Source organism: Paenibacillus sp. NPDC056579 (assembly GCF_042793215.1).
Taxonomy (GTDB): Bacteria; Bacillota; Bacilli; order Paenibacillales; family NBRC-103111; genus Paenibacillus_S.
Window position 1 is genome coordinate 348560 of record NZ_JBHTVD010000003.1, and the last position, 18787, is coordinate 367346.

Annotated in this window: 19 protein-coding genes and 1 other annotated feature; of the genes, 1 reads left to right on the plus strand and 18 read right to left on the minus strand. The window is 48.8% G+C overall.

What is annotated here, in order from left to right; genetic code table 11:
- Positions 1 to 136 precede the first annotated feature (136 nt).
- The 3 genes from ACFQ88_RS14165 to lspA are packed head-to-tail and all read right to left on the minus strand — an operon-like array spanning position 137 to position 2757.
- Complete coding sequence (locus ACFQ88_RS14165) at positions 137 to 1291, minus strand: aminotransferase A (protein WP_379454541.1); 1155 nt, start codon at positions 1289 to 1291, stop codon at positions 137 to 139.
- 15 nt (positions 1292 to 1306) lie between these two features.
- Positions 1307 to 2230, minus strand: a complete 924-nt coding sequence (locus ACFQ88_RS14170) for an RluA family pseudouridine synthase (protein ID WP_239635489.1) — start codon at positions 2228 to 2230, stop codon at positions 1307 to 1309.
- Positions 2231 to 2265: 35 nt separating this feature from the next.
- A complete protein-coding gene (gene lspA / locus ACFQ88_RS14175) occupies positions 2266 to 2757 on the minus strand; it encodes a signal peptidase II (protein ID WP_379454542.1) in 492 nt (163 codons plus the stop codon).
- Positions 2758 to 2864: 107 nt separating this feature from the next.
- Here lspA and ACFQ88_RS14180 point away from each other — a divergent pair, with 107 nt between their 5' ends.
- Positions 2865 to 3623: a TraR/DksA C4-type zinc finger protein gene (locus tag ACFQ88_RS14180; RefSeq protein ID WP_239626912.1), complete on the plus strand. Its 759-nt coding sequence runs from the start codon at positions 2865 to 2867 to the stop codon at positions 3621 to 3623.
- Between the two features lie 158 nt (positions 3624 to 3781).
- On the opposite strand, the gene ileS is transcribed toward ACFQ88_RS14180, so the two are convergent.
- The 15 genes from ileS to ACFQ88_RS14255 all read right to left on the minus strand — a co-directional run bounded on the left by ileS (position 3782) and on the right by ACFQ88_RS14255 (position 18777).
- Positions 3782 to 6550 (minus strand): isoleucine--tRNA ligase, encoded by a 2769-nt coding sequence (ileS, locus tag ACFQ88_RS14185; RefSeq protein ID WP_379454543.1) that lies wholly within the window; start codon positions 6548 to 6550, stop codon positions 3782 to 3784.
- A 62-nt stretch (positions 6551 to 6612) separates the two neighbouring features.
- Positions 6613 to 6872, minus strand: a binding site (T-box leader).
- A 79-nt stretch (positions 6873 to 6951) separates the two neighbouring features.
- Positions 6952 to 7431 (minus strand): DivIVA domain-containing protein, encoded by a 480-nt coding sequence (locus tag ACFQ88_RS14190; RefSeq protein WP_239626916.1) that lies wholly within the window; start codon positions 7429 to 7431, stop codon positions 6952 to 6954.
- 178 nt (positions 7432 to 7609) lie between these two features.
- Complete coding sequence (locus ACFQ88_RS14195; RefSeq protein WP_379454544.1) at positions 7610 to 8392, minus strand: YlmH family RNA-binding protein; 783 nt, start codon at positions 8390 to 8392, stop codon at positions 7610 to 7612.
- A 10-nt stretch (positions 8393 to 8402) separates the two neighbouring features.
- Positions 8403 to 8672 (minus strand): YggT family protein, encoded by a 270-nt coding sequence (locus ACFQ88_RS14200; RefSeq protein WP_239626921.1) that lies wholly within the window; start codon positions 8670 to 8672, stop codon positions 8403 to 8405.
- A gap of 21 nt (positions 8673 to 8693) precedes the next feature.
- Positions 8694 to 9128, minus strand: coding sequence for a cell division protein SepF (locus ACFQ88_RS14205; protein WP_239626924.1), 435 nt, complete (start codon positions 9126 to 9128; stop codon positions 8694 to 8696).
- A 162-nt stretch (positions 9129 to 9290) separates the two neighbouring features.
- Positions 9291 to 9974 carry a YggS family pyridoxal phosphate-dependent enzyme gene (locus ACFQ88_RS14210; RefSeq protein ID WP_379454545.1) on the minus strand — a complete coding sequence of 228 codons (684 nt, stop codon included), beginning with the start codon at positions 9972 to 9974 and terminating at the stop codon, positions 9291 to 9293.
- A gap of 29 nt (positions 9975 to 10003) precedes the next feature.
- Complete coding sequence (gene pgeF, locus ACFQ88_RS14215) at positions 10004 to 10861, minus strand: peptidoglycan editing factor PgeF (RefSeq protein WP_379454546.1); 858 nt, start codon at positions 10859 to 10861, stop codon at positions 10004 to 10006.
- Between the two features lie 196 nt (positions 10862 to 11057).
- Positions 11058 to 11357, minus strand: coding sequence for a YlmC/YmxH family sporulation protein (locus ACFQ88_RS14220; RefSeq protein ID WP_239626929.1), 300 nt, complete (start codon positions 11355 to 11357; stop codon positions 11058 to 11060).
- Positions 11358 to 11535: 178 nt separating this feature from the next.
- The gene (gene sigG / locus ACFQ88_RS14225; protein ID WP_079910477.1) at positions 11536 to 12318 is read right to left on the minus strand and encodes an RNA polymerase sporulation sigma factor SigG; all 783 of its coding nucleotides are present in this window, start codon (positions 12316 to 12318) and stop codon (positions 11536 to 11538) included.
- 170 nt (positions 12319 to 12488) lie between these two features.
- Positions 12489 to 13211 carry an RNA polymerase sporulation sigma factor SigE gene (sigE, locus tag ACFQ88_RS14230; protein ID WP_239626930.1) on the minus strand — a complete coding sequence of 241 codons (723 nt, stop codon included), beginning with the start codon at positions 13209 to 13211 and terminating at the stop codon, positions 12489 to 12491.
- A gap of 123 nt (positions 13212 to 13334) precedes the next feature.
- Complete coding sequence (spoIIGA, locus tag ACFQ88_RS14235) at positions 13335 to 14255, minus strand: sigma-E processing peptidase SpoIIGA (RefSeq protein ID WP_379454547.1); 921 nt, start codon at positions 14253 to 14255, stop codon at positions 13335 to 13337.
- A gap of 305 nt (positions 14256 to 14560) precedes the next feature.
- Positions 14561 to 15016 carry a flavodoxin gene (locus tag ACFQ88_RS14240; RefSeq protein WP_239626932.1) on the minus strand — a complete coding sequence of 152 codons (456 nt, stop codon included), beginning with the start codon at positions 15014 to 15016 and terminating at the stop codon, positions 14561 to 14563.
- Positions 15017 to 15276: 260 nt separating this feature from the next.
- Positions 15277 to 16407 carry a cell division protein FtsZ gene (gene ftsZ / locus ACFQ88_RS14245; RefSeq protein ID WP_239626933.1) on the minus strand — a complete coding sequence of 377 codons (1131 nt, stop codon included), beginning with the start codon at positions 16405 to 16407 and terminating at the stop codon, positions 15277 to 15279.
- 44 nt (positions 16408 to 16451) lie between these two features.
- Positions 16452 to 17702: a cell division protein FtsA gene (gene ftsA, locus ACFQ88_RS14250; protein WP_239626935.1), complete on the minus strand. Its 1251-nt coding sequence runs from the start codon at positions 17700 to 17702 to the stop codon at positions 16452 to 16454.
- A 178-nt stretch (positions 17703 to 17880) separates the two neighbouring features.
- A complete protein-coding gene (locus ACFQ88_RS14255; protein ID WP_239626938.1) occupies positions 17881 to 18777 on the minus strand; it encodes a cell division protein FtsQ/DivIB in 897 nt (298 codons plus the stop codon).
- Between the last annotated feature and the right edge of the window lie 10 nt (positions 18778 to 18787).

Sequence of the window (18787 nt, forward strand, 5' to 3'; positions counted from 1 at the left end):
GCGAAACCTTTTGGTTTCATTTTGTATTATACGAAACCTTTTGGTTTCACGTCAATCCCCTTTTTCTTCCGCTTAAATTATTGTTACCCGGTAAAAAGAAAAAGGACGCAGGAATCACTTCCCTGCATCCTTCTGTTTATAATGTGCGCACGAAGGTCTCCATGCGATCCATTGCTTGCTCGAGCACTTCCATTGCATAAGCGTACGAAATACGGATATATCCTTCGCCATAAATGGAGAACGCATCGCCCGGAACGACAGCAACCCGCTGCTCTTCCAGCAGCTTCATCGTGAAATCCATGGAGCTTAGCTTGAACCGTTCGATCGACGGGAACAAATAAAAGGCTCCCTCCGGCTTCTCCAATTCAAATCCCATCTTCGTCAACCTGTCATAGACGTAATCTCTACGTTGAATGTAAGCTTGCTTCATTGGAAGCGCATCGTCCACACCGTTGGTCAATGCCTCCAGAGCCGCATATTGGCTGATCGAGCTGGCACAAGTCACATTATATTGATGAACCTTTACCATATGCTGCGACAAATACTCAGGTGCGAATGTAAATCCAATACGCCAGCCGGTCATCGAATGCGATTTAGACAGCCCGTTAATGACAATTGTCTTCTCTCTCATCGTACCGATAGTCGCCAATGATTTATGAGGCTGATCATATATAAGTTCGCTGTAAATTTCATCGGAGATTACAAAAATGGATTTGCTCTCAAGCAGCCGCGCAATCTCGTTCAGCTCTTCCTCGCTCAGCACCCGGCCTGTCGGGTTGGACGGATAGCACAAAATGATGCATCGCGTTTTTTCCGTTATGTGAGGCTCCAGCAGGTCCGCCGTCAGTTTAAACCCGTTTGCTCTTGTATCGACATAAATGGGCTCTCCACCGCATAAACGCACCAGCGGCTCATACCCCGGATAAATCGGTCCCGGCAGGATCACCTCGCTGCCCGGCTCCAAAATGGTTCTAAGCGTAATATCAAGCGCTTGGCTGGCCCCGGTCGTTACTATGACTTCCGTCTCCGGCTTATATGTAAGGTCATATTTGCTTTTCACGAAGGCCGCGGCGGCTTGACGCAGCTCCAGCATTCCCGGGTTAGGGGTGTACGTTGTTTTGTGCGCATCAATCGCTGCTTTGGCGGCCGTCATAATATGATCCGGAGTCGGGAAGTCCGGCTGGCCGATCGTTAAGGTAAGTGCATCCTTATACGTGCTGACCAGATTGGAGATTTTCCGGATTCCCGAAATTTGAATATCCTTAACCTTGGGGTTAATCAAATGTTCCATGACTTCGATCCGTCCTTATCGATTTTTTAGCACATGAAGCAGATGCTTCATATCCTCGGGCATTTCAGCCTCAAACTGCAGCTGCTCTCCCGTTCTTGGATGAACAAATCCGAGGATCGCCGCATGCAGCGCCTGTCCTTCCATTGTGATGCTTTTGTTTTTGGCCGGACCATAGGCAGGGTCTCCTGCCAGAGGATGCCCGATGAACTTCATATGAACCCGAATCTGATGCGTACGGCCGGTTTCGAGCTTCAGCTCCACCAGCGTGTAATCGCCGAACCGCTCCAGAACGACAAAATGGGTTACCGCCCGCTTGCTATTCTTCTCCGTCACGGTGTACAGCTTGCGGTCATGGGGATCGCGCCCGATCGGAGCCTCGATAGTTCCATGATCGTGAGCAACGTTCCCGTGAACTACAGCCAAATATTTGCGGTTGACCGAATGCTCCTTCAACTGCGCGGCGAGAGAGGCATGAGCCAGGTCGTTTTTGGCCGCCATCAGCAAGCCGGACGTGTCCTTGTCGATGCGGTGCACAATGCCCGGCCTCATTACACCGTTAATACCGGACAAGTCCTTGCAATGATACAACAGGGCATTCACTAACGTGCCGCTGTAATGGCCAGGCGCAGGATGGACTACGAGCCCCCGCGGTTTGTTGACTACGATGACATCCGAGTCTTCGTACACTACATCGAGAGGAATCGCTTCAGGCTCCAGACGCAGCTCCTCAGGCTCCGGTATCGTCAGCAGCAGCTTGTCGCCTTCAGCCAGCTTGTAGTTCGCTTTCACTTCGCCGCCGTTTACTTTGAGATACCCGTCCTTGATCCATTGCTGGACCTGAGTTCGCGAGACCTCCTCCTCCAGCGATTCGGTAATGAATTTGTCGATCCTCTCGCCGCGGTCTCCGGCTTCCGCTGTCCATTCCAGCGTATTATCCATTTGTTCTTGATCCTGATCGGAAACTGACATTTTCGTTACGCGCCTTTCTTTTCATTTCTCCAGCTGATTAACGAATCGACGAAAATGAGAATGACTCCAACCACGATAGCGGAATCGGCCACATTAAAGATCGGATACGTATAATCTACATGAGTTCCGAACCAATTGAATTGAAACCGGAATTGCAGGAAATCGACGACTTCTCCGAACAAAGCCCGGTCGATAAAATTGCCCAATGCGCCGCCAAGCAGCAAGCCCAAAGCGAAAGGAAGCAATTTGCGGCCTTCCTTGCGCGTTTTTTGCAAATACCAAATCACTCCCGCAGCGATAATGATCGTAATGACGATAAAGAACCAGCGCTGATCCTGCAAAATGCCAAATGCGGCCCCGCGGTTTCTGTGGGATGTTATTTGGAAAAACTCGCCGATGACCGGCCGCGACTCGCCAATCGTCATATTGTTGACAATGAGCCACTTGGTAACCTGGTCCAAAATCAGCACGATCACTGCATAGATGTAATAAATCAATGTTTCATCTCCTTATCGCTTCCTGGGATACAATGATTTTCCTATGTAAAAAGAAAAGCTCCCGCAAAAAATAGGAGTATTGTGATTTCTAAAAGGAGGCGTCTCTTATGACGAATCACCCGAACTCATTGGATTCCCGTCAGCTGGAACAATTGGAAACCATGCTTCAGGAAGAACGGCAATGGCTCGAAACGCATATGCAAGAAAACGATCATTTCGGTCTTCACGATTCCATGCGCGACCAAACCGGCGAACTATCGACCAATGACAATCATCCGGCCGATGTAGGCTCCGAAATGTTTGAACGAAGCAAGGACATTGCCTTGCATGAAAACCGGGAACGCCATCTGATGGATGTCAATGATGCCTTGTCACGGATCGAGAAGGGTGAATACGGCTACTGCCGCACGTGCGGAGCACCTATATCCTATGAACGACTCAAAGCCATTCCATCGACCGCTTATTGCGTTGAGCATGTGCCGGATCCGAGCTTGTCTCAAAGGCGTCCGGTGGAAGAACAGCTTTTGGCACCGCCTTTCGGCCGAACAAGCCTGGACGAGCTTCCGGAGCAAAACCAGTTCGACGGCGAAGATGCATGGCAGATCGTCGAAAGCTGGGGTACCTCCAACAGCCCGGCAATGGCTGAAAATCCTAACGTATCGGACGATTATAACGATATGGAAGTAGAGGCCGAAGAAACCTACGGCTATGTGGAATCCTTTGAAAGCTTTTTGGCTACGGACATGTACGGACAACACGTCACCGTTGTAAGAAACAGAGCCTATCAGGACTACATGCACAATGGCGAAGGTGAGGGCTTGCTGGAACCCGAGCAATCGATAGAAGACGAAAATTATTATGATTAAGGTCCAGTGTTGCTGACTTCTAATTTCGATATTTAAAAGCCCCATCCATCCCACATATTTCGCTGTTAGGATTCTTGACCAGCTTCCTCCACTATAACCAAAGTAACGAGCGAACCGGCAAGACTGTTGAAGAGCCTTGCCGGGCGCCCGCTTATAACTTAAGCACCGGTGTTCAGCTTGATAACTCCCGCGCAGCGTTTGCACAGCGTCGGATGCTCATGATCGTGACCGACTTCCGGTGTGACAATCCAGCAGCGCTCGCATTTCTCGCCTTCTGCCACTTCAATTTTCACCGAATGTCCTTTGTACGCATGTGCGCCTTCAGGAGCGGCTGTACCCGCTTCGTGAACAACGACGTCGGATACGATGAACAATTGATCCAATTGTTCGAAGCCTTGCAGCAGCTGGTGCGTTGCTGCATCAGGGTACACGTGAACGGAAGCACCGAGAGAGTTACCGATTACTTTTTCCTTGCGCGCCGCTTCCAGCGCCTTCAGAACATCATCGCGTACGGCGATGAATTGCTCCCATTTGCTCTCTACCGCTTCATCAAACAAGGAGCTATCGGTTTGTGGAGCCTCGCTCAGCTGTACGCTGGCCAGCTCAACACCTGGAATATACTTCCATACTTCATCCGCTGTATGTGGCAGAATTGGAGCAATCAATTTAGTTATTGCCGTGAGCGCATCATATAATACCGTTTGCGCCGCTTTTCGTCCAGCATCAGCCGGAGCGCTTGCATACAGGCGGTCTTTGCAGATGTCAAGATAGAACGCGCTCATCTCTACTGCGCAGAAATGATGGACTGCTTGGTACACGATGTGGAATTCGTAGGCGTCATAAGCTTTCATGACCCGCTCGATCATCCGGTTCAATCGGATCATTGCAAACCGGTCAAGCTCGCTCATTTCACTTGCCGCTACGCGGTCGGCTGCCGGATTGAAATCGGACAAGTTTCCAAGCAGGAAGCGAAGCGTATTGCGAATCTTCCGGTACACTTCCGTAATTTGACTCAAAATATTATCAGAGATACGAACATCCGCCTGATAATCGACCGACGAAACCCACAAGCGCAAAATATCGGCACCGAGCTTATCGCAAACCTGGTTAGGGTCCACGGTATTCCCCAACGACTTCGACATTTTGCGGCCCTCTCCGTCCAACGTGAAGCCATGGCTCAAAATGCCTTTGTAAGGCGCTTGACCGCGTACGGCTACGCCAGTAATCAGGGAAGAGTTATACCAGCCGCGGTATTGGTCGGAGCCTTCCAAATACAGATCGGCAGGCCACTGCAGCTCGTCGCGAGTTTCGAGAACGGCTGCATGGCTGGAGCCGGAATCGAACCAAACGTCCATGATGTCCGTTTCCTTGCGGAAATGGTCGTGTCCGCATTTCGAGCAAACCGCGCCGCTCGGCAGCAGCTCGCTTTCGTCTTTTTGGAACCAGGCGTTGGAACCTTCCTTTTCAAACAATTGAGCCACATGCTCGATCGTGTCGTTGTTTACCAGCGGCTCATTACAGCTGCGGCAGTAGAAGATCGGGATCGGAACGCCCCATACGCGCTGACGGGAAATACACCAGTCTCCCCGGTCGGCAATCATATTGTGCAGCCGCACTTCGCCCCAGTTAGGCGTCCAGTTAATCCGTTTGATTTCGTCGAGCATCTCTTGACGGAATTTATCGACCGAGGCAAACCATTGCTCGGTAGCACGGAAAATAACCGGCTTCTTCGTCCGCCAGTCATGCGGATATTGATGCTGAATCGTGCTCATGTGCAGCAGATGTCCGGATTCTTGAAGCTTGTCGGTAATAATCTTGTTGCCCTTCTCGTAAAACATGCCTTCAAAGCCAGGAGCTTCCGCTGTAAAATGCCCTTGATCGTCAACCGGGCACAATACGCCCAGATTGTAGCGTTGACCAATAACGAAGTCGTCCTCACCGTGGCCCGGAGCCGTATGTACGCAGCCAGTTCCGGCTTCAAGCGTAACGTGCTCGCCTACCATAACCAGCGACGTGCGGTCATAGAACGGATGCTGGCACAGCACATGCTCCAGCTCGCTGCCCTTATATTGCGACAGCACTTCTACGTCTGTCCAGCCGATTTCTTTGGATGCCGCTTCGAGCAGACCTGCCGCAAGCACGAACTTTCTGCCGTCAGCTTGTACGAGAGCATAGTCAAATTCAGGATGCAGGCTGATCCCTAGGTTCGCAGGCAGCGTCCAAGGAGTCGTTGTCCAAATGACGATAGACGCATCTTCCGGCAGCTTGCCTTTGCCGTCTTTCACTTGAAAAGCGACATAAATGGAAGTCGATTGCTTATCCTTATACTCAATCTCCGCTTCGGCCAGTGCGCTCTCGGAAGAAGGAGACCAATATACCGGCTTTAAACCTTTGTAAATGTAGCCCTTATTCACCATTTGCCCAAACACGCGAATTTGTTGAGCCTCGTATTTCGGCTGAAGCGTAATATACGGGTTGTCCCAATCGCCGCGAATCCCGAGACGACGGAATTGCCCCTTTTGCTTCTCCACCCATTGAAGCGCATATTCCTTACAATATTCGCGGAACTCATGCACGCTCATCTTTTTGCGGTCCACTTTACCGCCGTTAGCGATAGCTTGCTCGATCGGCAAGCCGTGTGTATCCCAGCCCGGTACATAAGGCGCGTCGAACCCTTGCATCGTTTTGAACCGAACGATAATGTCCTTCAAGATCTTATTCATTGCATGGCCGATATGGATATCTCCATTCGCATAGGGAGGCCCGTCGTGCAAAATAAATTTCGGCTTGCCTTTGCGGCTTTCCTGCACCATACGGTAAATATCGATTTCATTCCAATGCTCCTGCATTTTAGGCTCGGCTTGCGGCAAATTACCGCGCATCGGAAATTCGGTCTGCAGCAGATTTAACGTTTTACCATAATCCATCGTTCCTTCAATCCTTTCGCTTCTTCTGTTTCTCCATTCATGAAAAAAAGACCTCGCATCCCCATAGGGACGAGAAGTCTCGCGGTACCACCCTGATTAAGGCTATCGCTGCCGCTCCAGTATCATATATTACAATGAACCGGTTGCCGGACAATATGCCTTCGCTCAACGATCGATAACGGGATCATCCGATCTTCTTTACTGGTTTTCAAGAGACGCTCATGGGTGATATTCCTTTACTGCACAGGACGGGCTTCCACCAAGCTCCCGACTCGCTGAACCATGCATGAGATAAAGTACTCGTCCCAGTCAACGCTTTAGCTATCTTTTACTTTACTATTACGGAGTATAGCGAATAAATAAGGCCTAGTCAACTTAGCCCACAATGGAACTACGGCCGATTAGGAATGCTCGAGTTCCATCCGTTCCAGGGAGCTCCAGTCTTCTTTGCCCAACAGCTCCAGCTGAGCCTCCAGCAAGGTGCGAAAACGTGTACGATAAATCGAAGCCTGCTTCTTCAGCTCCTCGATTTCCACTGCAATTTTGCGCGATTTTGCCAGCGATTCGTTGATAATACGATCTGCGTTCTTTTCCGCTTCTTTTATAATCAACTGCGCTTCCTTCTTGGAATTCGATTTCACTTCGTCAGCAGCTTCTTGAGCGATGATGATCGTTTTGCTCAACGTTTCCTCGATATTGGCAAAATGATCCAGCCGCTCTTGAATCGTCGCCAGCTGATTTTGCAAATCCTTGTTCTCGCGAATAAGCGCTTCGTAATCTTTAATCACTTGATCGAGAAATTCGTTTACCTGATCTTCATCATAACCGCGGAACGAACGGCCAAATTCTTTATTATGTATATCCAACGGTGTTAAAGCCATTGCTGCACCTCCTGAATATTTTGCAACATCCCGATTAAGTACTTGTCAGACGCGTAATGCTATATTCGACAGCAGCCTTCATTTTCCTGCATTGTTTCGTAAAAAAATGTAATTCCATCGTTCTCGATGCTTTATCGCTTTAACCTGCCGCAATCCCATGAGGTAAAAAAATCGGCAATTATACATATTTGCCGACTTTCACTCGAAATCTTCCTTTTTTAGTTACGCCTTCAACTTCCAGCACCTTAAACCGTCCGAATCCTTGCATTGATACGACATCACCCGCTTTCAGCGGCTTGCTCGGATCCTCCTCTTGCTTCCAATTCACCTTGCACCGACCGGCTTTGATCGGAATCAAGATTTTGGCACGGCTCAAATGGTATACGTCGCTCACGATCCCATCCAGCCTCATGGAGGCGACGGACAGGTTGATGTCCCCCAGCTTCGTGTCCGCGGCCTGAAGCTTCTCCAGCGGCAGAGCTTCCGTCTGCACATGCACCCGGTGCACCTGCTGCAGATTAAGCCGCATATAGTCCGCTACCTCGCTTGCTACGAGGAAATGACAGCCCGAATCCGATACATGAATATCGCCTATTTTGTCCCTTTTCATCCCGAGTGCCAGAATAGCTCCCATGTAATCGCTGTGATCCAGCTCCTTCAGCTTATCATCCAGCGAAGATACTGCGATCAGACTGATTCCCATGTCCTCGTCATCCAGCACCCGGTAGTCCGGAGCGATGAGCGCTCTTCTTCGTTCCGCGCCGTCATGCCCTCCGTCAAACCGCACCTGCACGTCCATACTTCGGTTCACTAACGATTCTACAATAAAAGCTTGCCGCGGATCCAAAAAATCCGTTAGCTTCGCGTCATGCTGCTCCGCCTTGGCGACCCACTCCGCAGCCTTATCCACAAAGCGGTGTTCATCCGGGTGAAAATGCGAGTAAATGTTATCTACGCTCAATTCCAATCACCTATACAAAAAAGTTCACAATCGCCCGGATGCCTTCGCCGACAAATCTTAGCGCGATCAAAGCGATGATGGGAGAAATATCGATCATTCCGCCAATTGGAGGGATGAAGCGACGGAAAATTCCCAGGTAAGGCTCACACAGCTTCCCGAGGATTTCGCCGACAAAGCTGTCTCTTGCAGCAGGCAGCCAGGACAGCAGCACGTAGGCGATCAGCATATATGTATAGATTTCAACAAGGGTGTAAATGTAGCCGTCAATAGAGTTGTACAAGCTGGTCACCTCGATTTCAAATTATTGAGAGTAGCCTTCATGATTCAGTATTTCCGAGATGGACCCGTGAATTTCAACCGTATCCGGTGTACATAGAAAAATGTTCGGACCAATCTTGGAAATAGATCCGTTAAGAGCATAGACCGTTCCGCTCAAGAAATCGACGATTCGGGTCGCCTGATCCGGACGGACCAAATGCAGGTTGACGACAACTGGACGCCGCGAACGCAAATGATCGGCAATCTCCTGGGTATCCTCGTACGATTTAGGTTCATTCAGGACTACTCTGACATTTTTTTGCGAGTGTATGCTTACGATGTTTCCTTTATTTTTACGTTGCTCTAATGGATTGGTTTCAGGTTCTTCTACGGTTTGTTCGACGACTCGTTCCCGCTCCACGATCTCTTCTTCATCTTGTAATCCCAAGAAATTCATGAATTTGTTCATTACGCCCATGTCCTCTCCTCCTTAGAGTTTCACCGAAGGTGAAACTTGCGTCGAAAGCATTCACTGAGTTTCGCAGCAGGCGAAACTTGCTTCGTAAGCATCACTGAGTTTCGCAGCAGCCGAAACTTGCATCGTAAGCATACGCTTGATTTCGCCGTAGTCCAAACTTACTTATTCTTTACCCACCAGTACGGAGCCGAGACGAATCCACGTCGCTCCCTCTTCGATCGCGACCTCGAAGTCGTTGGACATCCCCATCGACAGATGCGGCACTTCGTAGCCAAGCACCTTGTTGCGGTTCAGCTCGTCCCTCAATTCCCGGAGTCCCCGGAATACCGGTCTGGTTGCCTCCGGCTCCGCTTCATAAGGCGCCATAGTCATCAGTCCTACCACCCGGATGTGCTCCAGTGAACGGATCGCATCAATGAATCCTGCGAACTCCTCCGGAGGGAGGCCGTACTTCGATTCCTCTCCGGAAACATTCAGCTGTATAAAGCATTGTGCTGTTATACCAAGCGCGGCCGCCTTCTTATCGATTTCCTTTGCAAGCGACAGCCTGTCCAATGAATGGATATAGGCAAATTTACCGACAACATCCTTTACTTTGTTCGTCTGCAGATGTCCGATAAAATGCCATGTCCCTTGATCGCCGAAAGCTTCCCATTTGGCTTGTGCATCCTGCCACCGGTTCTCACCGATATGCTGGAGACCGTGCTGAAGGACGAGACCGGTTGTTTCGAGCGATACGTATTTGGTTACTGCAATAATTTGAACCTCATTGCGGTCGCGTCCTGCGCGTGCGCACGCATTCGAAATTCGTTCTTCCACTAAGGGTATAGATTGCGTCAATAGCAAAACGCGAAGTCACCTCTATTCCATGTTGCCTATTCGTATAGGCCGATCCATGCCGCCATCCGTCCTGTTTTTCCGCCTTCTTTACGATGGGAGAAGAACAAATCCGTTCGGCAGCTTGTGCATAAACTACTCATTTCGATACGAGACGGCAAAATTCCTGCTTTTATCATAATTTGTCGGTTCATTTGTTGCAAGCTTAAGTTATACTTCCCGTTTCCTTTATCTGCATAAATCGGAGAACCGCCGTCTTCCTGTTCATTTCTAATTTGCAGCTCATCCATGGACTGACGGATTCGGGATATGACATGCTCATCCACCTCATAGCAGCAATCACGAATGGATGGCCCTATCGCAGCCAAAACATCATCAGCCGCCGTACCGTAATGGAGACTCATAGCCTCCACCGTCTTCTTGGCTATTTGCAGAACAGTCCCCTTCCAGCCCGCATGTGCCAGGCCGATAGCGTTTTGTACCGGATCATAGAACAACAGCGGTACGCAGTCCGCGAACAGAGCATGCAGAAACAGTCCCGGCTCATTCGTTATGAAAGCGTCCTTGGACTGAATGGCCCGCTCCCTGGAATCAATCCCTGCACCCGCATGCTCCCGGGTAATGATCTGTACCTCGTTCCCGTGCACCTGTTCCGCATAAGTGCATTGATCCAGCCCGACCCTTAGTGCTTCCGCGAGCTTCTCTCTGTTTCTTACCACGTCTTCGTGAATATCATTTACGTGAAGGCCGCAGTTCAAGCTGCCGAACTCGCTTTTGCTGACGCCTCCGAGCCGGGATGTAAATCCTGCTGTCAAGCCTGTATTTTGGTTCATCCAGCTTTTTATATAAAACAGCTCGCACCCGTTCTCCACCTTTTGCAAGACAAATGGTTCCAATCCAATCAACCCCTCGCCCTCGATTTCCGTATATCCTCTCTCTACCAGTATACACGATGGAGAAACAAAACCTCAAAACAAAGCTTCAAAAATGTTCCAATATTCCTCACAAACACAACATAAAAAATAACACACATCGAAAAGCGCCCCGTGAATCGGGCGTCTTCTAGTGTGCCTGCCAGCTTGAATCGGGGTGTTACCCCCTATATTGCCGGTTAAATTCCTGCCCGGCTTCCATTTCCTCCTGCTGCCGGTAGGTTCTTACATCGTCCAGCTTAACCAGAACAACATCCATGCCTATCTTGACGATGTTTTTCCACGGGATGACGACGTCCGTTGTTCCCCCGAACCATCCGAAGAAGCGTCCGCCATTAGGCACGACGATCGATTCGATTCTCCCTTGCCGCAGATCCAATTCCAAATCCGTTATTTGTCCGAGCTTTTTACCGTCCACAATATTGATTACGTCCTTGGTTTGAAAATCCGATATTTTCACGCTGCAACCACCACGTATTCTCATGTATTATTTACCGACTGACCAACGATTGGTATGCTCGCGCATACTATATATTTACTATATGTAGAACTTGGGCAAAATGTCCATATTCAAGAAAAAAAGACCCTTCTCTCCCGGTTGGCCAGGCGAGTCAGGTCTCGGACTATTGCAAGATCGGTTAATTTTTTACGTGCTTTTGCATTTGCGATATCGCCGATTTCTCCAATCGGGAAACTTGTGCCTGGGATATGCCGATTTCATCAGCAACCTCCATTTGCGTCTTTCCATCAAAGAAGCGCATGGACAAGATCATCTTTTCCCGGTCATTCAGCTTCCGCATAGCTTCCCGCAGCGCGATGCCTTCAATCCAGGACACATCCTTGTTGCGGTCGTCGCTAATCTGATCCATCACGTAAATCGGGTCTCCACCGTCATGATAGATCGGCTCAAACAAGGAGACAGGATCCTGTATCGCATCCAGTGCAAACACGACATCCTCCTTAGGCACATTAAGCGCTTCGGAGATTTCGTAAATCGTAGGCTCGCGGGAATTTTGGTTGGTGAGGCTGTCGCGAACCTGCAGCGCCTTATAAGCAATGTCCCGTAAGGACCGGGATACCCGGATAGGGTTGTTGTCACGCAAATAGCGTCGTATTTCTCCGATAATCATAGGTACTGCATACGTGGAAAACTTAACATTTTGGCTCAGATCAAAATTATCAATTGCCTTCATCAGTCCGATACAGCCGACTTGAAACAGATCGTCTACATATTCACCGCGATTGTTGAATCGTTGAATGACACTCAGCACTAATCGTAAGTTGCCGTTGACCAATTTCTCTCTTGCCGTTCTCTCGTTGTTCGTTTGAAGTTGAACGAATAATTCACGCATTTCCGCGTTGGTAAGAACAGGTAGCTTTGCAGTGTCCACACCGCAAATCTCGACTTTGTTTCGGGTCACCGTGATTACCTCCCAAGGAGAAACATTACTGTTAATTATCTCCTCGGTCTGCATTTTTATGCGTGGGTCACACCTTCCTGTACAACCGCCGGAAAGGCAAGCGGAGCAAATTTCCAAGCAAATCAAGCGCGGATTCGCTTTCATCGGAGCGAAAAAACTTTTTTTCCAGTTTACACCATTTTATTGAATTCCTTGCGCAGCCTTTTGATAATGCGCTTTTCCAGGCGCGATATATATGACTGCGATATCCCAAGCATATCCGCAACATCCTTCTGCGTCTTCTCCTCTCCGTCCTGAAGGCCGAAGCGCAGCTCCATTATCGTTCTCTCCCGTTCAGAGAGCTTATCCAATGCTTTATGCAGAAGCTTCCGGTCCACTTGCTCCTCGATATTGCGATAGATCGTATCGTTCTCGGTTCCCAGCACATCCGATAGCAAGAGCTCGTTCCCGTCCCAATCAATATTGAGGGGCTCGTCGAACGAAACCTCCGTACGGATTTTGCTGTTACGGCGCAAATACATAAGGATCTCATTCTCAATACAGCGAGATGCGTAGGTGGCCAGCTTGATTTTTTTCTCAGGGTCAAACGTGTTCACCGCTTTAATGAGACCGATCGCGCCAATCGATACGAGGTCCTCGATGTTGATTCCTGTATTCTCAAACTTGCGGGCAATATAAACGACCAGCCGCAGATTTCTCTCAATCAGCATGGCACGAATAGCTGCATCTCCCGAAGGAAGCTTCTCCAGCAAGTATTCTTCCTCTTCGCGTGTCAAAGGAGGAGGCAGGGCTTCACTTCCGCCGATATAGTAAATCTCCTCCCCTTTGAGGCCAAGAAACAGCAAAAGACGGAAATAATAGATTTGCAGAATGAGCTTCAACTTCAAGAGCATATTCGTGTTCCTCCTTAGCATTGTGCATAATGGATTCGTTCAAGTTATAAGACATTGATTCGGTCGCATCTCCGGCTAATCCGATACCTCATGATTTACTGCTCTCAGATTACTGCCTCATTCTCAGGAGGATTGCAGCAGCGTAGGATGGATGATCGCCTGATAGGCATTGTCCGCGCTCAGTTTGCCACCGTCCAGTCCGATCAGCACCTTTAACGTTTCGAACTGCTTGTCGTTATACGTGATGACTACCCGATCCGGTTTGATTGCCAGCATAAACTGCGTGCTTCGGTTCACACCCCGGTATGGAACCAGCCTGAGCCGATCCTGCCATTCAAACTCATCGGTTCCTATCGCTCCTACAATTTGGTCGACTTCGGACTTCTCGATTCGTTTCTTCCACGATTCCGGTATTTTTTCTCCCCACTGGGAGAGTTCCATGACCATGACCGGCGTTTTGGTCAGCGGATCGTACAGTTGATTGCCGGTATCAATCAGCCCTGTACAGCTGGATTCGAACTCATCGATGTGCACGTCCACCTTGGCAAAATAGGAGGACATCTCTTCCTTGCGCTTGGCAGCCTGCTGAACATAACGATACAACAGGATAGAAGAGAACAGCACAACGATAACGAACAGCAGCCCGATCTGCAGCCTGTGCTCCAAACCGCCGGATTGAGTAAATAAAATGCCGTTGATCACTTCGCCCGACGACATCCAAAAATAATGAACACCTACGATAGCACCGGCCGCTACAAAATTAACTACATAAAAAGCCCCCACGTTCCGCCAGAAATGCTGCATCCCTCCATATCCGAACGCGATGAGGAGCATCATTAGAGACAATAGGAACTTCACCGCAAAGGTGAACAAAAAGGAAAGCGGCGGAAAAAACAAGAACACGACATAAACCCCGCCGAGACATGCCGAGCATACAAGCCTCCACCATTGAAACGTTAACTTTCGAGATTTTGCCGTTGCCAGCAGCAGTGCCGCATCAATGAGCATGTTGATCAGGAAAATGATATCCACGTATACGATCATTTCCCGTTTCCCTCCTGGCACTTGGCCGGTTCATTCATTGATTTGAGCGAATGAGACAAGTATATAGTAAGCTTATTCCAAAGTCTGTCTAAACTTGCCGATTAGGTGCAACTTTTTTTGTCAGATTTTGGATTGCAATAATGAGGACAAGCTTGACCTGTAATCGCTGGTTAGGCTGCCGTCTCACTGTACATCATGTTTATAAGCTGTCATCCGTTAATGAAAAAAGAGAGGGCTTATGCCCCCTCCTTCTCCGGTCCTCCATGCGTTAAGTAACATCTATTCCAACATTTCATATGTAAGAGCTATTGCGAATTTCCGTTCAAAGCTTGAACAAACTGGCTGCCATAATTTTTGCAATCTTCTTTTTCTTCCTTCGATGGAGATAATTCAATCTTGAGTCCATCCAATACAACCTCCGCTCCACGCTCCTTCAGCTTTTCAATGAGTGTGTCCACGGCAGCGCCGTATTCCGAGTAAGAAGAATCGCAAGAACCGAAGACGGCAGCTCTTTTTCCGGTTAAATCCAGATCGTCCATATCATCATAAAAGTCAAGAAACTCGTCCGGCAAATCACCGTCGCCCCAAGTATAAGCTCCCAGCAAAATTCCATCATAATGTTCCAGCTCGGATGGGTTACTATCCATTACATTTTTCTGGACAAGCTCTGCACCCGCCTCGACTACACCATCTGCTATTGCATCCGCTATATCCTCTGTATTGCCTGTCATGCTTGCAAAAATCATAATTACATTTGCCATGCTAGTTCCTCCCCAGTCCGTATGCATAATCAGATGATAACGATTCTCATTATCAAATACATGTAAATGATAATCATTATCATCTTTGTTGTCAATAGTTTTTTCATAGGCTCTGGTAGTTTTGCTAGCACGGCTCCCTGCTTTTTCTTACGCCAATCTTGTTCTGGGACCTGCTTTCATTTTCCTTCTTGTCGTATCGAACAATAAAAAAAGCCCTCTTCCACCAGGAAAGAGAGCTTTGGGGTTACCTAAGGCACTGCTTATTTATCCATTCCGTTTCTTCCGCGGTTGCGTAGGAAGGTCGGAATATCCAATTGATCGCTTGACGTTTGACCGCCGAAAGGACGCAAATTGTTTGTGCCTCGGTTGTCACTTGGTGCAGACTCCTGCGAGGAGGTATTACCGCCAACAGGTCTGCGCTGTTGTTGAACTTCCGGTTTATGTTCAAATCCGGTAGCGATTACAGTCACCTGAATTTCATCCTTCATCTTCTCGTCGATAACGGCACCGAAAATCATATTGACTTCCAGATCGGACGCGGAAGCAACAATATCCGCTGCTTCATTGACTTCGTACAACGACAGGTTGGCACCACCTGTAATGTTCATCAATACACCGCGAGCGCCGTCGATGGAAGTTTCCAGAAGCGGACTTTGGATCGCCTTCTTAGCAGCTTCTGCAGCCCGGTTCTCGCCCGTTGCGACTCCAATACCCATCAGAGCAGAACCGCGCTCGGTCATAATCGTTTTTACGTCGGCAAAGTCAAGATTGATAAGTCCCGGTACGGCGATCAAGTCGGAAATCCCTTGAACGCCTTGACGAAGAACGTTATCGGCTACGCGGAATGCTTCCAGCATCGGCGTCTTTTTGTCAACGATCTCGAGCAATCGGTCGTTAGGAATGACGATCAGCGTATCTACTTTTTCCTTCAAAGCTGCGATCCCTTGCTCTGCCTGCATTGCGCGTTTACGGCCTTCGAACGTGAACGGTCTCGTTACGACGCCAACTGTAAGCGCTCCGCATTCCTTGGCGATTTCAGCAATAACGGGAGCCGCACCCGTACCTGTTCCGCCGCCCATACCGGCGGTGACGAATACCATGTCGGCACCTTTCAAGGTATTGAAGATCAGCTCGCGAGATTCTTCAGCCGCCTTCTTCCCTACTTCCGGGTTGGCACCTGCACCCAATCCGCGGGTAAGCTTATCTCCGATCTGCATCTTTTGATCCGATTTGGAATATTGAAGCGCTTGAGCGTCCGTATTCACCGTAATGAATTCTACGCCCTTCACTCCGTTGTCGATCATGCGGTTAACGGCGTTGCTACCGCCGCCGCCCGCACCGATAACCTTTATTTTTGCTAGACTATCCACGTCCATATCAAATTCAAACATACTCTATTGTCCCCCTCATTAAGCTTCATAAGTCAGGCGCACCCTTAAATAAACTCGCTCAACCAATTCTTGAATCGTTCCATGGCCGACGGCTTTTGTTCGCTGGCCGCGGATGGTTTTTTTGGATTCGAGACGGATTTTTTCACTGCGCTGTTCGTTTTGGCGGTTTTCAAATATTTGGAAGCATATTGGATAATCCCTACTCCACTAGTGTAAGAAGGGTCGCGAACGCCGATGAAATCAGGTACGGCAATTCTGACAGATGTAGCTAACTCGGCTTGAGCAACAGCTAAAACACCCGGCATGGATACCGTTCCGCCAGTCAGCACATAGCCTCCAGGCAGCTCGGAGAAACCGAGGCGCTGTACTTCCAAATGGATTAAATGGAATATTTCCTGCACGCGGGGTTCTACGATATTGGCCAAATCCACTTGCGAAAATTCTTTATCCACGTTGCTACCTATCCGATTGACCTTGAATACTTGATCGGCAGCAGCATGCTCGATGACGGAACAGCCGAATTTCAGCTTGATCTTCTCGGCAATATCCACTTGAGTACGAAGCCCGATCGAAATATCGTTCGTTATGTACTCGCCGCCGATCGGCAGTGTGGATGTGGCGACTAAATTGTTTTGTTCAAAAACGGCAATCGTCGTTTGTCCTGCGCCAATATCAACGAGCACGGTTCCGACGGATTTCTCGTCCTTCGACAGGCACAAATGTCCCGCCGCCAAAGACATCAGAATCAAGCCGCCGACTTTCACTCCCGCTTTCTCGACAACGCGAAGAAGATTATGTATCGCTGTCTTGGCGCCGGTAATAATAGTTGCTTCGACTTCGAGACGAACGCCGATCATGCTGCGCGGATCATGGATTTCATCCAGTCCGTCCACCAAATATTGGTTCGGTACGACTCCGATAATCTCGCGTTCAGGTGCTAGAGGAATTACTTTCGCGGCTTGAATGACGCGTTCGATATCCTCATCCCCGATTTCTCGGTCTTCATTGGAAACGGCAACTACGCCATGGCTAGATTGCAAAGCAATATGATTCCCGGAAATTCCAACGTAAACCTCTGCTATTTGAATACCTACCATACGTTCTGCGTGATCGATCGCGTTGCGAATCGATTGAACGGTCTGATCGATATCGACAATGGCTCCCTTGCGAATACCTTCCGAGTCGGCAGATCCAACCCCTATTATATTAATGGCGCCGTTAACGACTTCCCCAATAATAGCACGAACTTTGGATGTACCGATGTCCAAACTAACAATGATGTCATTGCTGCTCAACCTGTGGCACCTCCTATGACTTTTAATAGATATGAGCATCGATGAAAAGAAAGCTTCTGTACATATTCCACACGACTGGGATTTTCCCTCTTTTTTCGCAAATTTTTTTATACATTTGCGCCTAAACATACCGTAACTTCAATTCTATCATTAATTCTAGCGATTGAGTAGCTATTTTCTACCCGTTTCGCGGTGTTTCTTTGTCCTGTGTCTTCGTATCTTTACCTGTTGGAGCTTTGGTCGAATTCTCTTTGACGGCGTCCTTTTTCGGGTCTGTTTTGGTGTCTTTGGACGCGCTGTCTTTGCCCTTGGAGGCATCGGTATCGAAGGGGGCGTGAGTGTCCGCCTCCAGCAGCTTCAGGACGCCGGTATTGATTTTATTTTCCTTCAGGCTGGTAATATAAGTACCCAAATAGTTCAGCTTCTCAGGCAAATATCCGACGGTTGTAATCACTTCAAACTGGGAACGGGTATACATTTTGATCCGGTCGGGGTACGATTCCGATGGATCCGGTTTGATTTCCGAAATATCCGTTAATGTAGAAGGCGAAGCCGAAGCGAGCGCTTTGCACAGCTTATTCTTCAATTCCTCGTTGCTTCCCCACCCCGTTAAAATGGGCTTGTCCATCACGAAGTTGACATCTCCCGATACGGCGACAACGCTCCCGTCTGCAAGAATCGCCTCAGGCTGATTCTCGGCGTTGAACTGGTAGGCAACTCTCGGATATTCCTTGACTTCAATCTCGATTACACCGGGAAAATGCTTGGTCACCTTCGCCGACTCTACCATTCGCAGCGATTCGATCTGCTCCTCGATATAATTCGAAGTAACGGAAAAGAAATGATCCCCTACCTTGACCGGGGATGCTTGTAATACCGCATCGGCCTTCAGCAGCTCCTGACCCTTGACTTCGACCGCTGTAATCTTGCTGAGAGACGATTGGAAGAATAGAATGCACAGCAGAATGATGAAAAATAAAAAAAGAAACAAAAGCAGTCTTCTGCTGCTTCTTGATTTTGTTTTTGCCTTCGGTTTCGGTTTCTGGATGACAGGCAATCTTTGTTCGGGGTGCAAGGTTGTCCCT

Coding starts and splice junctions, on each gene's coding strand:
- ftsZ (WP_239626933.1), bottom strand. CDS start 16,407: ATGTTTGAATTTGATATGGACGTGGATAGTCTAGCAAAAATAAAGGTT.
- ACFQ88_RS14190 (WP_239626916.1), bottom strand. CDS start 7,431: ATGGCTTTAACACCGTTGGATATACATAATAAAGAATTTGGCCGTTCG.
- ileS (WP_379454543.1), bottom strand. CDS start 6,550: ATGGATTATGGTAAAACGTTAAATCTGCTGCAGACCGAATTTCCGATG.
- sigE (WP_239626930.1), bottom strand. CDS start 13,211: ATGCTCTTGAAGTTGAAGCTCATTCTGCAAATCTATTATTTCCGTCTT.
- ACFQ88_RS14205 (WP_239626924.1), bottom strand. CDS start 9,128: ATGGGCGTAATGAACAAATTCATGAATTTCTTGGGATTACAAGATGAA.
- ACFQ88_RS14165 (WP_379454541.1), bottom strand. CDS start 1,291: ATGGAACATTTGATTAACCCCAAGGTTAAGGATATTCAAATTTCGGGA.
- spoIIGA (WP_379454547.1), bottom strand. CDS start 14,255: ATGATCGTATACGTGGATATCATTTTCCTGATCAACATGCTCATTGAT.
- ACFQ88_RS14180 (WP_239626912.1), top strand. CDS start 2,865: ATGACGAATCACCCGAACTCATTGGATTCCCGTCAGCTGGAACAATTG.
- ACFQ88_RS14170 (WP_239635489.1), bottom strand. CDS start 2,230: ATGGATAATACGCTGGAATGGACAGCGGAAGCCGGAGACCGCGGCGAG.
- ACFQ88_RS14240 (WP_239626932.1), bottom strand. CDS start 15,016: ATGGCAAATGTAATTATGATTTTTGCAAGCATGACAGGCAATACAGAG.